We start from the raw sequence: 14,999 nt of genomic DNA, 5'->3' as shown, positions 1-14,999 counted from the left end.
ATGCCTGCCCACCTGCTGCTGCGGCTGGAGGCGCCCCTGATGTCCTTCGGCACCACCGCGGTCGACCACCGCAGGCCCGTGCAGGCCTGGCCAGCGGTCTCGATGCTGACCGGCCTGCTGGCCAATGCCCTGGGCTGGGACCGCAGCCAGTCCGCGGCACTGGACCGGCTGCAGGCTCGCATCCGTTGGGCTGCCCGCATCGACAGGGCGGGCACCCTGCTCAACGACTTCCAGACGGCGCAGTTGTCCAAGGACGACCGCGGCTGGACGACGCGCGGCGCGGTCGAGAGCCGCGGCGGCGGCGATGCGTCCTACGAGTCGCCCCACCTGCGCTACCGCGACTACCGTGCCGACGCCTCGGTGCTGGTGGCCTTGCGACTGGAGCCCGACGCCGAGCCGCCCACGCTGGCCCACCTGGCCGCGGCACTGGAGGCCCCCCGCCGCCCGCTGTTCCTCGGCCGAAAGGGCTGCCTGCCTGCCACGCGCATCAGCCTGGGCCTGATGGAAGCCAGCGATGCCGTGGCAGCACTGGACAAGTCCTCACCGACCGACGACGGCGATGCGCCGGGCACGGCGGCGGTGTACTTCAACGCCGGTGCCGCCGAGATCTCGCCCCAGCACCGGATGCACCACACCACTGACGAGCGCCGCTTTGACCTGGACGTGCATGCCGGGCGCCAAACCGTGTACGAGCGCGCGCGCAAGGTGCCGACATGACGGATCACCACCCGACCGGAGCGCCCGCGCCACTCCTGATGCTGCGCTTGTTGCCGGACCTGGATGCACTGGCCCGCTGGGCTGCCGCCACCGGCCAGCGGGCGCTGTGCGAGGATCCCGGCTACGCGCTGCACGCGGCACTGCGTGCCACCCTGGGCGACCATGCGCCCAAGCCCTTCGCGCTGCTGGAGCGGCCCGGCAGCCAGCAACTGATCGGCTACACCTGTACCGAGGAGCCTGCGCTGCGCCATGCGGTGGCCGCGGCATCGATCACCGATCCTCTGGCAGCCCAGGCACTCGGCCTGGACGACCCGGCACACGTGACCCTCAAGCCCATGCCACAGAGCTGGAGCAACGGCCAGTGCCTGAGCTTCGAGACCCGCGTAGCCCCCGTCGTGCGCAGCCGTAACGCCGAAGGCGGAACCTACCCTGAAATCGACGCAGCCTTTCATCCGGCCTTTGCCGCTGATGATCCTGGCAACCGCGAGCTGGCCCACGGCCGTTGGCTGGCGCGCGAGTTGGCGCGCGACGGCGCCGCACGGCTGCTCAGTCATCGCGCGGTGGCCTTCACGCTGTCACCGATTGCGCGCCGCACCTTTGCCGGGGCCAAGCCGCAGGCGCGACGCCAGACCCAGGGTGGACTGCTGCCCGATCTGACCGCACGCGGCCAGATCCAGGTACAGGATCCCCAGGCGTTCACCGCCTTGCTGGCACGTGGCCTGGGGCGCCACCGCAGCTTCGGCTACGGCTGCCTGCTGCTGGCCCCGCCCGGCGCCTGGACCTGAAAGCAGGGACACCATGCTGAAGGGCCGTCTCGGGCTGGAGCGGGTGCAGATCGCCCATGCCGATCGCCATGGGCTGCTCTATCTGGACCGTGGCGTGCTGACGGTCGTCGACGGCTGCCTGCACTTCGCCAGCGGCGGCGGGGTACTGGCCGCAGGCGATTACCAGTTGCCGCACCAGACCCTGTCGGCGCTGCTGATCGGCCCCGGCACCAGCCTGAGCCACGACGTGCTGCGCATCCTGGCACGGCACGGCACCACCCTGGTGGCGGTGGGCACCGACGCCACACGCCTGTACACGGCACCCGCACTCGGCCCGGACCGATCGGATCTGGCACGCGCCCAGGCCCGAGCGTGGGCCGATGACAAGCAGCGCATCGCCATCGCCCGCAAGATGTACGCACGGCGGCTGGGCGAAGTGCTGCCGCACACCGCCATCGAGGTGCTGCGCGGCATCGAAGGCGCACGGGTCAAGGAAAGCTACAAGCTGCTGGCGAACTCGTTCGGGCTGCGCTGGAAACGCCGCGACTACAACCGCAGCAACCCCGATGCCGCCGACCTGGCCAATCAGGCCATCAACCACGCCGCCACCGCCGTGCGCTCCGCCGCCGGCGTGGCCGTGGCGGCGCTGTCCGCACTGCCGCAACTGGGCTTCATCCACGAGGACTCCGACCAGTCCTTCGTGCTGGACATCGCCGATCTGTACCGTGAGTCGGTCACCTTGCGTCTGGCGTTTGCCGCAGCCAAACGCATGGAGCAAGGTGCAGACGAGACCGTCGATCGACTGGTCCGCCAGAGCGCAGCACGCGAATTTCGCCGCATCGGCCTGGTGCCCAAGATGATCGATGACATCAAGAGCCTGTTCGGGGTGAAAGACGATGGCCCTGACGGTGCTGATCACGCGTGACGTGGAGGACCGCTACCGCGGCTTTCTGTCGTCGACCATGCTGGAACTGGCACCGGGCGTGTACGCCAGCCCCAACCTGAGCGCACGCGCCAGGGAAAAGATCTGGTCGGTCGTCAGCGACTGGCACGCCCACCTCGGGCACGGCTCGCTGACCCTGGTCTACCCAGACCGACAAGCAGACGGCGGCCTGGCGGTACGGTCTGTCGGCACCCCGGTGCGCACAGCCGTCCGGCTGGACGGAATCCTGCTGACCACAAGGGTTAACCCTGATCTTCCGATTGAAGCTCCTTAACAATCCGTTGTAGGACAATGAGTTGCCTTCTAGAGGCTGCCCCGCTCACGCGGGGATGGACCCCTGATGCTGCGCTCAGGCAAGGCCTACAGGCTGGCTGCCCCGCTCACGCGGGGATGGACCCTCGGCGTCCGGCGCGTTGGCGCAGTACACGGCGGCTGCCCCGCTCACGCGGGGATGGACCCTCGTCGCACCGGTGGCCGACGTGGTAAAGCTCGGCTGCCCCGCTCACGCGGGGATGGACCCAGGCGCGGTGGGTGAGCTACCAGCTCGCACCGGGCTGCCCCGCTCACGCGGGGATGGACCCGACGACGACTGGCCTGTCGGCCGTCATGACCGGGCTGCCCCGCTCACGCGGGGATGGACCCGCGACTTCTTACGCCAACCTCCCCACGCAAGAGGCTGCCCCGCTCACGCGGGGATGGACCCAAATGCATGTAGGGGTACCTCATCAGCAGGGCGGCTGCCCCGCTCACGCGGGGATGGACCCGGCTATCTTGCGGAGTCTCGCCTAGTGTGCTTGGCTGCCCCGCTCACGCGGGGATGGACCCTTGGCCTGCGGCCCCTGTCGTCGGCCAATCCGGGCTGCCCCGCTCACGCGGGGATGGACCCATCTTCGAGGTGCTGTATGAGGGCACTCGGGGGGCTGCCCCGCTCACGCGGGGATGGACCCTTGTTTTCGGAAGCAATGCCTTCGTTGGGCTTGGCTGCCCCGCTCACGCGGGGATGGACCCGGATCGACGGTGGCGCAGATGGCCGCCGCGATGGCTGCCCCGCTCACGCGGGGATGGACCCTGTCCGGCGGAGCTGCGGCGCTATCGCATCCCGGCTGCCCCGCTCACGCGGGGATGGACCCTCGGCCACGGTGGATACGTCCACCACCATTTCGGCTGCCCCGCTCACGCGGGGATGGACCCTGGCGGGATTTCTGCGAGCAGGTCGAGCGGCGGGCTGCCCCGCTCACGCGGGGATGGACCCACGCCCGCCTAGTGGCGCTGGTCGAGTGGGTCGGCTGCCCCGCTCACGCGGGGATGGACCCCGGAATGGGCGCGGGGTCCGATTTCGCGTTCTGGCTGCCCCGCTCACGCGGGGATGGACCCCCTGATAACGATGTGATCGTGCAAGTCGAATTGGCTGCCCCGCTCACGCGGGGATGGACCCCGGCACCACGACAGCTGCGATTACCCCGGGCGGGCTGCCCCGCTCACGCGGGGATGGACCCAGCACCGCGGGAAATGATTACCTGAGTCGATGGGCTGCCCCGCTCACGCGGGGATGGACCCGGCACCCCGTCTCTCATCGGCGGGCCGGCTGGGGCTGCCCCGCTCACGCGGGGATGGACCCCACGACGGCGCCGGGTAGCACTGCACGACCCGGGCTGCCCCGCTCACGCGGGGATGGACCCGGCGCGTCGATGTTCTTGGCGACGTACTTCGCGGCTGCCCCGCTCACGCGGGGATGGACCCCCGCCTGACGGTCTCGCTTCGCCTGGCGCTCGGGCTGCCCCGCTCACGCGGGGATGGACCCCGAGCTGGCCGAGGGCGCAAACGCCGCACTCGGGCTGCCCCGCTCACGCGGGGATGGACCCTGCCCCTGCAGCTCGACCTCGACGCCGTGCCCGGCTGCCCCGCTCACGCGGGGATGGACCCCCTGACGTGGTGCTGCTGGCGGTCCCGACGAAGGCTGCCCCGCTCACGCGGGGATGGACCCTTGGCCTGCGCGGCCGGCGAGCTGCCTGCCGTGGCTGCCCCGCTCACGCGGGGATGGACCCCAGACCGGTGGCGTGCGCGGACAGCGTGACGTGGCTGCCCCGCTCACGCGGGGATGGACCCGCGATTCACACCCCTGGCGACGGCTACGAGGTGGCTGCCCCGCTCACGCGGGGATGGACCGTTGGTGCTGACCCCGACGATCAGCGCCGCCCTGGCTGCCCCGCTCACGCGGGGATGGACCCGTGAGCTGGGCGCGCCGCGAGCTGCCGGTGGCGGCTGCCCCGCTCACGCGGGGATGGACCCCTTCTCGCAAGCGGCGCGCATCGTGTACGCCTGGCTGCCCCGCTCACGCGGGGATGGACCCAGCGAGGCCTATGGCGTGTTCCGCTGGGCCGCGGCTGCCCCGCTCACGCGGGGATGGACCCTTCGCCGACCTGGTCGACCACCTGCACGCCATGGCTGCCCCGCTCACGCGGGGATGGACCCTTCGCCCGAGCGGACCGACGCAGCCCATGCGAGGCTGCCCCGCTCACGCGGGGATGGACCCGTGCGTGCCGACGACTGGACGCAGGGCTCGGCGGCTGCCCCGCTCACGCGGGGATGGACCCGAGAAAGCCCCCGCCTGTGGACAACCGCGGCAGGCTGCCCCGCTCACGCGGGGATGGACCCTCATCCGGCGGGGCATCCTGGATGCGCTTGACGGCTGCCCCGCTCACGCGGGGATGGACCCAGCAGCAGGCGGGCGGCCGCGGCCGACAGGACGGCTGCCCCGCTCACGCGGGGATGGACCCTCGCCCAGGGACTCATCCATCAACACCATGTCGGCTGCCCCGCTCACGCGGGGATGGACCCGGCATCCTGCAGACCCTCGGCCAGCAGGCCCTGGCTGCCCCGCTCACGCGGGGATGGACCCATCGACCGCGACCTGGTGCGGCCGGCGCTGGGGGCTGCCCCGCTCACGCGGGGATGGACCCAACGCCTACGGCATCCTCGACCGCATCCGCATGGCTGCCCCGCTCACGCGGGGATGGACCCGCCGCGGCCCCGAGTCACCGGGGCGGCTGGAGGGCTGCCCCGCTCACGCGGGGATGGACCCGCCGCCGCTCGGGCCCGGTAGCCACTGCCCGAGGCTGCCCCGCTCACGCGGGGATGGACCCACGGTCATCTCGGCGACGAACGTGCCCAGCCAGGCTGCCCCGCTCACGCGGGGATGGACCCGCGAACGTGAAGGTCTTGCCGGTGCCGGTGCCGGCTGCCCCGCTCACGCGGGGATGGACCCGAGCGCGGTCAGCACACCGCCGGAAGCGTTGCGGCTGCCCCGCTCACGCGGGGATGGACCCAGCACCATCACGGCAGGTGGCCGGCGCGAGCAGGCTGCCCCGCTCACGCGGGGATGGACCCCCCGATGGCCTAGCCAACAGGCAGGGCGTCGTGGCTGCCCCGCTCACGCGGGGATGGACCCGGCCTCGACGCAGGCGCCAATGCGGCGGAGAAGGCTGCCCCGCTCACGCGGGGATGGACCCACGGAGTGGTACTTGTCGGAGCCGGGCTTGCGGGCTGCCCCGCTCACGCGGGGATGGACCCTGGTTGGTCCAGCTCAGGGTCGTGGTCATCGGGGCTGCCCCGCTCACGCGGGGATGGACCCGGCCTGAGGGCCCGCTCCGACAGCAGCGTCGAGGCTGCCCCGCTCACGCGGGGATGGACCCGAGTCCGCTCGCGATGCGGATCCAGTCCTGGCGGCTGCCCCGCTCACGCGGGGATGGACCCAGCGTGTGCGGCCGGTCGTACCGCTCCATGCAGGCTGCCCCGCTCACGCGGGGATGGACCCCCGCGGTTGGTCGTGTAGTTCGGCTCGCACACGGCTGCCCCGCTCACGCGGGGATGGCCCCTCGCGGGCGTCGACGAATTTGTATCGGCTCTCGGCTGCCCCGCTCACGCGGGGATGGACCCGTGTCCGACGCATTGCCGCCGCAGGTCAAGGCGGCTGCCCCGCTCACGCGGGGATGGACCCGCTACAGCCGGCACGACGTACGTCACTCCGCAGGCTGCCCCGCTCACGCGGGGATGGACCCACCGATGTCGTCTGGTCGGGCGACAAGCTCAAGGCTGCCCCGCTCACGCGGGGATGGACCCTGCCACCAGCTGCGGGCGGGGCCGGGGCCGCCGGCTGCCCCGCTCACGCGGGGATGGACCCCGCCTGTTTTTTGCCCAGCCCACGGCCAACGTGGCTGCCCCGCTCACGCGGGGATGGACCTCAGAGCGACGCCGTCACGATCGCCCCATTCGAGGCTGCCCCGCTCACGCGGGGATGGACCCCGCCACCGGTACGACCGGGAGCGGCGGGAGTGGGCTGCCCCGCTCACGCGGGGATGGACCCCGCGCGACCCGCGTCTCACCCGTGGCCGGGTCGGCTGCCCCGCTCACGCGGGGATGGACCCAGGCGTGGGCGGTTCGGGTCTCGGTTCGTGGTGGCTGCCCCGCTCACGCGGGGATGGACCCACGCGGTCCTGGCCGAGTCCATCGGCCTGGCGGGCTGCCCCGCTCACGCGGGGATGGACCCAAGGCCGCGGCCGTCGGCGCCGACCTCGACCAGGCTGCCCCGCTCACGCGGGGATGGACCCTCGACAGGAGGGCATCATGGGATCTGCGTACTGGCTGCCCCGCTCACGCGGGGATGGACCCGGTGCCTACACCACCGGCCGGGTCCGCGGCCAGGCTGCCCCGCTCACGCGGGGATGGACCCGGGCTGCGCTCCAGGCCGAAGGCCTCACGGGCGGCTGCCCCGCTCACGCGGGGATGGACCCATTTCCGAGTCGTTCATCCTGGCCATCCAGCCGGCTGCCCCGCTCACGCGGGGATGGACCCCGCCAGCCGTGCGAGCCGCCATCAGCCCAGAGGGCTGCCCCGCTCACGCGGGGATGGACCCGCCAAGAGCACGCTGGCTGCTGGCGTGATGGCGGCTGCCCCGCTCACGCGGGGATGGACCGTAGGCGATCGCCTGCGCCGGCGGGACGTCGAAGGCTGCCCCGCTCACGCGGGGATGGACCCCATGTGTGGCCGATCGACGCATCGCTGTGCGTGGCTGCCCCGCTCACACGGGAGATGGACACGCGGCAGCGCAGGCGCTGCGCTCTGTCACCCAGGCGGAGCGGCAGGCACAGGCCCTGCGCCATGTCAGCGGCTTCACCGACGTGCGCCTTGACCCGGCAGTGCACGCCGATGCGGTGGCAGCCGAAGTCGCGGCGCAGAGGGTTCGGAGCGACGCCATCCCTTGCCCTCATGATGGAGCTGCAGCAGGTCGCGTCCCGGCTCAATCTCCATCAGTTGACTGGCTCATTCGCTTTTCACCATTGCCGCACCGTCGTCATGAAACACCATGAACTAATCCAGGCCTTCTGGTCCTCCCCGGCCGCGGCCGCCGGCCAGCTCCGCCTGATCCATGTGCCGACGGGTTACGCCCTGCTGATCCCGCCGAAGGCGGCGGCGGAGCGGATGTTCGCGACGTCCTGCCTCTTCGCGAAGGTCCAGCCGTTCACGCACGAGTTCCACCAGATCGTCTTTGACTGCGGTGGCAGCGACATGCCGGTCGATGTGCGGGTGGCGCTGTCGGACCCGCTGTTGCCCGGGCTCCATGTCATGCAGCTCTGGGCTCCCGAAGGCCTCTTGGGCTCGATCATCACCGACACGGTGGGCACGGCGTGATCAACAGCACAATCGTGGGACTCACACGACCGGCCGCAAGGCCTGGACGACATGCCCCCCACGGCACCCCACTTCCCGCACCTGAGGCTGAGTACCAGCGACAGGCGCATGATCGACCCGACCGAGGTCGACACCGGGCGGCCGCTCACGCGGGGATCGAGTCACAGCGGGACTGCCGCACCCCGTAGCCCAAGGCAGGCCGGCGCCCCTCACACCGTCTCGTCGAACAACTCCCGCCCGATCAGCATCCGCCGGATCTCGCTGGTGCCAGCGCCGATCTCGTAGAGCTTGGCGTCGCGCCACAGGCGGCCGGCCGGGCAGTCGCTGACGTAGCCGTTGCCGCCGAGGGCCTGGATCGCCTCGCCGGCCATCCAGGTGGCCTTCTCGGCGGCGTAGAGGATGGCGCCGGCGGCGTCCTTGCGCAGGCTGCGGCTGTGGGCGCCGCGGTCGCAGGCGCGGGCCACCGCGTAGACGTAGGCGCGGCAGGCCTGCCAGGTGGTGTACATGTCGGCCAGCTTGCCCTGCATCAGCTGGAACTCGCCGATGGCCTGGCCGAACTGGCGGCGCTCGTGCACGTAGGGCAGCACCACGTCCATGCAGCCGGCCATGATGCCCAGCGGGCCGCCGGCCAGCACGGCGCGCTCGTAGTCGAGCCCGCTCATCAGCACCTGCACGCCACGGCCGATCATGCCGGGGCCGCCCAGCACGTTGTCGATCGGCACCTCGCAATCACTGAAGAAGAGCGGCCAGGTGTTGGAGCCGCGCATGCCCAGCTTGTCCAGCTTGGCGCCGGCCGAGAAGCCCGCGAAGCCGCGCTCGATGATGAAGGCGGTGATGCCGCGGGCGCCGGCGGCCGGATCGGTCTTGGCGTAGACGACCAGCGTGTCGGCGTCGCCGCCGTTGGTGATCCACATCTTCGAGCCGTTGAGGATGAAGCGATCACCGTGGCGCTCGGCGCGCAGCGTCATGCTGACGACGTCGGAGCCGGCGCCGGGCTCGCTCATGGCCAGTGCGCCGACCTGTCGGCCGCTGATCAGGCCGGGCAGGTAACGCTGCTGCTGCGCGTCCGTGCCATGGCGGTGGATCTGGTTGATGCACAGGTTGGCGTGCGCGCCGCAGGACAGGGCCACGGCGGGGCTGACGCGCGAGAGCTCCTCCATCACCACCACATGGGCGAGGTAGCCGAGGGCGACGCCGCCGTGCGCCTCGGCGACGGTGATGCCGTGCAGGCCGAGGTCGCCGAGCCGGGCCCAGAGATCGGCCGGAAAGGCGTTGTCACGGTCGATCTGCGCGGCACGGGGCGCGATCTCGGTGGCGGCGAAGCGCTGCACGGTCTCGCGCAGCGCGTCGATGGTCTCGCCCAGGTCGTGGCCCGGGCCGGGGAGCTGGATCATGGTGGCGTCCTCGCGGGCCCGGCGGGCGGATGGCGCACCGGGCGTGGTCCTCGTCGCCACAGTCTCGGCGCAGTCGCGGCGCGCCGATCTCCGGAATTCCACGGGGCCGGGTGGCCGCGGCCGTGGCACCGTGCGCGGCAGCGCGATCACGCGGTGGCGGGCCGAAGGCCGCCAACCACCGGCCCATCGGCCCACCACCCTCCCGGCACACCGGTCAGCCGCCGGCAGCGCCCGGCGCCATCGTCCACTCTCCCGCCCAGTCCTGCGCCCAGCCGCGGCCCACCGCCACCGGGTCGGCCGGCGCCCCGGCCAGCAGCACCTGCAGCTTTGCGCAGGCGGCCTCCAGCGTCAGCTCGCCGGCGCTCAGCACGCCCAGGCGTGCCAGCGCATGGCTGCTGGCATAGGTGCCCTGGGCCACGCCGCCGTGCGCGCACTGGCTGCGGTTGACGACGGTGATGCCGCGCGCCATCGCCTCGGCCAGCGCCTGGTGCAGGGCCGGGTCCTCGGGGATGTTGCCCAGGCCGTAGCTGCACAGCACCAGGCCGCGCACGCCGGGCGGCGCCAGCAGCGCGCGCACCGCCTCGGCCGTCAGGCCCGGGTGCACCGTCAGCACCGCCACCGCGCCGGTGCCGGCCACCGCGGTGCTGAAGCGGCGCGGCGTCGCGGCCGCGGGCTGGGGGCGGGGCGCGGCGTGCACGCGCAGCGTGGCGCCCAGGTCGGCCAGCGGGCGGCCGGTGGGCGCAGCGAAGGCGTCCAGCGACTGGCTGGACCACTTGACGGCGCGCACGCCCGGCCACAGGTGGCGACCGAAGCACAGGCTGACGCCGGCCAGGCGCGGGTCGGCGGCCAGGCGCAGCGCGGCGTCCAGGTGGCCGGGCGCATCGCTGCGCGCGGCCTGCCAGGGGATCTGCGAGCCGGTCAGGATCACCGGCTTGTCGGCGCCGCGCAGCAGGAAGGCCAGCGCGGCGGCGCTCCAGGCCAGCGTGTCGGTGCCGTGCAGCACGACGAAACCGTCGAAGGCGTCCCAGTCCTCGATCAGGGCCGTGGCCAGGCGCGGCCAGTGCTCGGGGCACAGGCTGGCGCTGTCGATCACCGGGGCCAGGGTGCGCACCTCGAAGGCCGGCAGGCCGGACCGGGCGTCCAGCGTGGCGCACCAATCCTGCAGACGGGCACCGAAGTCGGCCATCGGCGCCAGGCCCTGCGGGCCCTCGGTCATGCCGATGGTGCCGCCGGTGTAGAGCACGCGGATGCGGCGCGGCGGCGCGGTCATGCGGCCTCCGCGCCGGGGCCGAGCATGGCGGCCGGACTCAGCACCTCGTCGAGCCGGGCCGCGTCCATCAGGCCCTCGGCCAGCACCAGCGCGCGCACGGTCTGGCCGGTCTGCAGCGCGGCGGCGGCCAGGCGGGTGGCGGTGGCATAGCCCAGGTGCGGCACCAGCGCGGTGACGACGCCGATGCTGCGCTCCAGCAGCTCGCGGCAGCGGTCGGTGTCGGCCTCGATGCCACGGATGCAGCGGGTCTCGAACATGTGGCAGGCCGCCGCCAGCATCTGCAGCGACTGCAGCAGATTGGCCACGATCAGCGGCTCCATCGCGTTGAGCTGCAGCTGGCCGGCCTCGGCCGCCAGCGTCACGGCCAGGTCGTTGGCGATGACCTGGAAGGCCACCTGGTTGACCGCCTCCGGGATCACCGGATTGACCTTGCCCGGCATGATCGACGAGCCCGGCTGCATCGGCGGCAGGCGGATCTCGCCGAAGCCGGTGCGCGGGCCGCTGGACAGCAGGCGCAGGTCGTTGGCCACCTTCGACAGCTTGACCGCCAGGCGCTTGAGCACGCCCGAGAACAGCACGAAGGCGCCCATGTCCGAGGTGGCCTCGACCAGATGGCGGGCCGGCACCATCGGCAGGCCGCTCAGTTCGGCCAGATGGGCGACGGCGCGGCGGGCATAGCCGGCCGGCGCGTTCAGGCCGGTGCCGATGGCCGTGCCGCCGAGGTTGACCTCGCACAGCAGCGCGCAGACCTCGCGCAGGCGCTCGATGTCCTCGCCCAGCGTGACGCCGAAGGCCTCGAACTCCTGGCCGAGCGTCATCGGCACCGCGTCCTGCAGCTGGGTGCGGCCCATCTTCAGCACGCCCGAGAACTCGCGGCCCTTGTCGTCCAGGGCCTGGCGCAGGCGGCCGACCGCCTCGATCAGCGGCTCGGTGGCGAACTGCAGCGCCACGCGCACGGCCGTCGGGTAGGCGTCGTTGGTCGACTGCGACTGGTTGACGTCGTCGTTGGGGTGCAGGTGCGCGTAGGCGCCCTTGGGCCAGCCGAGCTTCTCCAGCGCCAGGTTGGCCAGCACCTCGTTGGCGTTCATGTTGGTCGAGGTGCCCGCGCCGCCCTGGATCAGGTCGACGACGAAGGCCTCGTGCAGGCGGCCGCCGGCCACCTCCAGACAGGCCTCGACGATGGCCTGCGCCTTGTGCGGGGCCAGCACGCCCAGCTCCTGGTTGGCACGGGCCGCGGCCGCCTTGACCAGCGCCAGGCCGCGCACCAGGGCCGGATGGTGGCCGATGGGCACACCGGTCAGCGGGAAGTTCTCGACCGCGCGCTGGGTCTGGATGCCCCACCAGCACGGGGCGGGCAGGGCCATGTCGCCCAGCAGGTCATGTTCGATGCGGGTGTCCATGGCGGGTCTCCTCAGATGGACGTCCAGGTCAGGTGTGGCACCGGCCGCGGCCGGCGCCGTGGGGCGGTGGCGGATCAGCGCGGATCGCGCAGACGGGCCTGGTCCTGCGCTTCCAGCGTCCAGGCCCGGGCATCGATGCCCATGTCGGCGAAGCGGCGGGCGTCGAACACCGGCTCGGTCACGCCGCGTGCCACCTGCTCGTCGAAGTCCCGCATCAGGCGCAGCGCCGGGCGGAACAACAGGGCCAGCGCGAACAGGTTGGCCAGGGCCAGGAAGCCCATGGTCACGTCGGCGAAGGCGAAGACGGTGCCCAGATCGCTGGTGGCACCCCAGGTGCACAGACCGGCCACGGCCAGGCGGTAGGCCACCATCAGCGCGCGGTTCTGGCCGCCCAGCCAGCTCAGGCTGTTCTCGCCCAGGTAGTAGTTGTAGATGACGGTGGTGAAGCCGAACAGCAGCATCGCCAGGCTGACGAACACCCGGCCCCACTCACCCACATGGCTGGCCAGCGAAGCCTGGGTCAGCGCGATGCCGCCGAGGCTGGCGTCCATGCCGGGCTGGTAGACATCGCCCAGCAGCACCATGAAGGCGGTGCACGAGCAGATGATCAGCGTGTCGATGAAGACCGAGAAGGCCTGCACCACGCCCTGGCTGCCCGGATGCGGCACATAGGCCACGGCCGCCACGTTGGGCGCACTGCCCAGGCCGGCCTCGTTCGAGAACAGGCCGCGCTTGATGCCCATCAGCATGGCCGCACCGACGGTGCCGCCGACCGCCGGCTCCAGGCCGAAGGCGCTCTTGACGATCAGGGCCAGCACGGCCGGGATCTGATCGATGTGCATGGCCATCACCACCAGGGCCATGCCCAGGTAGCCGACGGCCATCACCGGCACCAGCACCTCGGCCACCCGGGTGATGCGGCGGATGCCGCCGAAGGCGATGACGACCATGATCAGGCCCAGCGCCACGCCGGTGGCCAGCACCGGCACGCCGAAGGCGTCATGCACCGAGGCCGCCACCGAGAAGGCCTGCAGCGCGCTGAAGCCGAAGCCGAAGGTCACCAGCAGCAGCACCGAGTACAGCGCGGCCAGCCACTTCCAGCGCGCGCCCAGGCCACGCTCGATGTAGTGGGCCGGGCCGCCGCGGTAGGTGCCGTCGGGCTGGGCCTGCTTGTAGGCCTGGGCCAGCATGCACTCGAAATAACTGGTGGCCATGCCCAGCAGGCCGACCACCCACATCCAGAACACGGCCCCCGGGCCGCCGATGGTGATGGCCACCGCCACGCCGGCGATGTTGCCGCCGCCGACCCGGCCGGCCACCGACAGGATCAGCGCCTGGAAGGACGACAGATGGCCCTCGCGGTCCTTGGCGAAGGCCTGGCTGGCGCTGAGGATGCCGAACATGCGGCCGAAGTGACGGAACTGCACGAAGCGCGAACCGACGGTGAACCACAGCCCCACGCCGATCAGCACGACGATCAGCACCTTGCTCCACAGCAGGTCGTTGAGGGCGTCAAGCATGGCGGCGCTCCAGGCGGCAGGCGCGCAGGGCGCGGACGGGGCTCAGGGCCTGGGCGGCCGGGCGCGGGGCGCCGGGGCGGATGGGGGGGTTCGGGTTCATTGCGTCGTCTCCTCGTCGGATGGGTGCGTCTGGGGCAGGCGCGTGCGGTCGGTCCGTGGACCGCCGCCGCGCGCTGCGCATTGCAGCGCCCCGGCGGGCCGCGGGGAATTTGCGGCTGGCGCACCATCCGGTGCACACTGGCGCCAAGACTGCGCCACAGTGCGCCACATCCAGTCAGTAGCCGCCCCCCGCGCCCGCCACCCGCCCGATCCGACCGCCCTGCCCCGCCCATGGACGACGACGCCTTCGCCCGCAACCTGCGCCTGCTGTGCAGCTTCTATCCGTCGATCGCCGAGGTCTGCCGGCGGCTCGATCTCAACCGGCCGCAGTTCAACCGTTACCTCAGCGGCCGCTTCCGGCCCGGTGCCGGCACGCTGCGCCGGCTGTGCGACTTCTTCGGCGTCGAGCCGCACGAGATCCTGCTGCCACATCCGCAGTTCGAGCGTCTGGTGCAGGTGCGCCCGCGGGCGCAGCCGGCGCGCCTGGCCGAGGCCGACGCGCAGCTGCACGGCACGCTGCAGCGCCTGGTGCGCGACGGCTGCGGCAGCGGCCTGGACCGCTTCTGCGGCCACTACTTCGAGACCTATCACTCGATGGCCTGCCCGGGCCGCGTGCTGCGCACGCTGGTGGTGCTGCGGCGCGAGGGCGATCGCATCGTCTACCAGCGCACCGAGCGCCTGGTCGAGCACCCCGGCCAGCGCGCCAGCCACGGCATCTACCGCGGCACCGTCCACATGCTGGGCGACCGCATCTTCCTCAACGACCTGGAGACGCTGACCGGGCTGGAGCTGACGCAGACGGTGCTGTTCCCGTCCTTCCGCAACCGCGTCAGCCGGCTGACCGGGCTGCGCCTGGGCGTCTCCGGCTCGGGCGAGCGCATGCCCTGCTGCGCGCGCGTGGTCTGGGACTGGCTGGGCCCGCGCATCGACCTGCGCCGGGCGCTGCGCCTGTGCGGCCTGTACGCGCCGGACGATCCGGCGCTGGACGAGGCCACCCGCGCCGCCATCCGCAACGACATCGCGCCGGGCGAGTGGCATCTGCGGGCACGGCACGGCTGAGGCACGGCTGAAGCACGGCGGACGCCCAGGGCGATTGCATTAGCCCCCACCCCCGATGTGTGATACGAACGCGGCTCCCGAAAACGACCTGACACGATGGCATCCGACCTGACTGCTGCTGGCGACGAACTGATGCGGCGCTTCG

Annotated in this window: 10 protein-coding genes and 1 CRISPR repeat array; of the genes, 6 read left to right on the top strand and 4 right to left on the bottom strand. The window is 72.2% G+C overall.

Going from position 1 to position 14,999, the window contains the following annotated elements; translation table 11 throughout:
* From cas5e to AACH11_RS23820, 5 genes are all read left to right on the top strand, one after another.
* Positions 1-717 carry a type I-E CRISPR-associated protein Cas5/CasD gene (gene cas5e / locus AACH11_RS23840; protein WP_341376790.1) on the top strand — a complete coding sequence of 239 codons (717 nt, stop codon included), beginning with the start codon at positions 1-3 and terminating at the stop codon, positions 715-717.
* Positions 718-755: 38 nt separating this feature from the next.
* Positions 756-1,502, top strand: a complete 747-nt coding sequence (locus tag AACH11_RS23835; RefSeq protein ID WP_341376789.1) for a type I-E CRISPR-associated protein Cas6/Cse3/CasE — start codon at positions 756-758, stop codon at positions 1,500-1,502.
* A gap of 13 nt (positions 1,503-1,515) precedes the next feature.
* Positions 1,516-2,406, top strand: a complete 891-nt coding sequence (gene cas1e, locus AACH11_RS23830) for a type I-E CRISPR-associated endonuclease Cas1e (RefSeq protein WP_341376787.1) — start codon at positions 1,516-1,518, stop codon at positions 2,404-2,406.
* Positions 2,378-2,698, top strand: a complete 321-nt coding sequence (gene cas2e / locus AACH11_RS23825) for a type I-E CRISPR-associated endoribonuclease Cas2e (RefSeq protein ID WP_341376786.1) — start codon at positions 2,378-2,380, stop codon at positions 2,696-2,698. Before cas1e ends, cas2e begins: the two co-directional genes overlap by 29 nt.
* A 34-nt stretch (positions 2,699-2,732) precedes the next feature.
* Positions 2,733-7,458: a CRISPR direct-repeat array (repeat unit 29 nt; unit sequence GGCTGCCCCGCTCACGCGGGGATGGACCC).
* 231 nt (positions 7,459-7,689) lie between these two features.
* The gene (locus AACH11_RS23820) at positions 7,690-8,112 is read left to right on the top strand and encodes a hypothetical protein (RefSeq protein ID WP_341376785.1); all 423 of its coding nucleotides are present in this window, start codon (positions 7,690-7,692) and stop codon (positions 8,110-8,112) included.
* Positions 8,113-8,321: 209 nt separating this feature from the next.
* On the opposite strand, the gene AACH11_RS23815 is transcribed toward AACH11_RS23820, so the two are convergent.
* The 4 genes from AACH11_RS23815 to AACH11_RS23800 form a co-directional block, all read right to left on the bottom strand.
* Positions 8,322-9,506, bottom strand: a complete 1,185-nt coding sequence (locus AACH11_RS23815; RefSeq protein WP_341376784.1) for an isovaleryl-CoA dehydrogenase — start codon at positions 9,504-9,506, stop codon at positions 8,322-8,324.
* Between the two features lie 214 nt (positions 9,507-9,720).
* A complete protein-coding gene (locus tag AACH11_RS23810; RefSeq protein WP_341376783.1) occupies positions 9,721-10,776 on the bottom strand; it encodes an asparaginase in 1,056 nt (351 codons plus the stop codon).
* The gene (locus AACH11_RS23805) at positions 10,773-12,176 is read right to left on the bottom strand and encodes an aspartate ammonia-lyase (RefSeq protein ID WP_341376782.1); all 1,404 of its coding nucleotides are present in this window, start codon (positions 12,174-12,176) and stop codon (positions 10,773-10,775) included. The genes AACH11_RS23810 and AACH11_RS23805 overlap by 4 nt, the downstream gene beginning before the upstream one ends.
* Before the next feature lie 74 nt (positions 12,177-12,250).
* The gene (locus AACH11_RS23800) at positions 12,251-13,696 is read right to left on the bottom strand and encodes an alanine/glycine:cation symporter family protein (protein ID WP_341376781.1); all 1,446 of its coding nucleotides are present in this window, start codon (positions 13,694-13,696) and stop codon (positions 12,251-12,253) included.
* A gap of 330 nt (positions 13,697-14,026) precedes the next feature.
* Here AACH11_RS23800 and AACH11_RS23795 point away from each other — a divergent pair, with 330 nt between their 5' ends.
* Positions 14,027-14,854, top strand: a complete 828-nt coding sequence (locus AACH11_RS23795) for a helix-turn-helix domain-containing protein (RefSeq protein ID WP_341376780.1) — start codon at positions 14,027-14,029, stop codon at positions 14,852-14,854.
* Positions 14,855-14,999: the final 145 nt, after the last annotated feature.

It is taken from the genome of Pseudaquabacterium rugosum (assembly GCF_038066575.1).
GTDB classification, from domain to species: Bacteria; Pseudomonadota; Gammaproteobacteria; order Burkholderiales; family Burkholderiaceae_C; genus Pseudaquabacterium; species Pseudaquabacterium rugosum.
Note: the sequence above shows the minus strand (reverse complement) of the source record. Positions and strands in the feature narration are given on the sequence as shown.